This is a genomic window from Corallococcus sp. 4LFB, assembly GCF_046520365.1.
Taxonomy (GTDB): domain Bacteria; phylum Myxococcota; class Myxococcia; order Myxococcales; family Myxococcaceae; genus Corallococcus; species Corallococcus caeni.
This window is the reverse complement of record NZ_JBKGHJ010001147.1, coordinates 1-771: the sequence shown is the minus strand read 5'-3', so window position 1 is coordinate 771 and position 771 is coordinate 1. Positions and strand designations below refer to the sequence as shown.

Sequence of the window (771 nt, the reverse complement as noted above, 5' to 3'; positions counted from 1 at the left end):
GCCCTTCCAGGTGCAGGGCGCTCGGGATGTTGTACGTGGCCGAGCCGGGCTGGAGTTGGTCCAGGAACCACAGCCGCTGCTGCGCGAAGGAGAGGGGCGCTTCATCGCCCCGAGCGATGGCGCTCGGCGGAGGCAGGGTGGTGCCTTCCGCGGTCTGCAACGCTTCCTCCACGCGGAGGGCGAGGCGGGAGAGCGTGGGGGCCTCGAAGAGGACGCGCAGGGGCAGTTCGACGCTGAAGGCGGAGCGGATCCGGGAGACGAGCTGCGTGGCGAGGAGGGAGTGGCCACCGAGCGCGAAGAAGTCGTCCTCACGTCCGATGCGATCCGCACGGAGCACGCCGGACCAGAGGGTGGCGAGCAGTTCCTCGGTGGGCGTGCCTGGGGGCGAGTAAGACGCCTGGTCCCGCGCGGATGCCTCCGGCGCGGGAAGCGCATTGCGGTCGAGCTTGCCGCTGGGAGTCAGCGGCAGGGCCTCCAGCGCGACGAAGGCGGAGGGCACCATGTACTCGGGCATCCGCTGCCGCAGGGCCTCGCGCACGGTGGGGATGTCGAGGCTCGCGGAGGCGGGAACGACGTAGGCGACGAGGCGCTTGTCGCCCGTCGCATCCTCACGGGCCACCACCACCGCCTGCTGAACGCTGGGGTGCAGCTTCAGCGCGGTCTCAATCTCCCCCAGTTCGATGCGCAGGCCGCGCACCTTCACCTGGAAGTCCGCACGGCCCACGTACTCGATGGCACCGTCGGGCAGCCAGCGGGCCACGTCGCCGGTGC

The 771-nt window shown here is 71.1% G+C and carries 1 protein-coding gene; it reads right to left on the bottom strand.

Going from position 1 to position 771, the window contains the following annotated elements; all coding sequences use genetic code 11:
- Window positions 1-771 (bottom strand): AMP-binding enzyme (locus ACLEQD_RS44620; protein ID WP_410391956.1); only part of this gene is annotated, 771 nt, incomplete at both ends.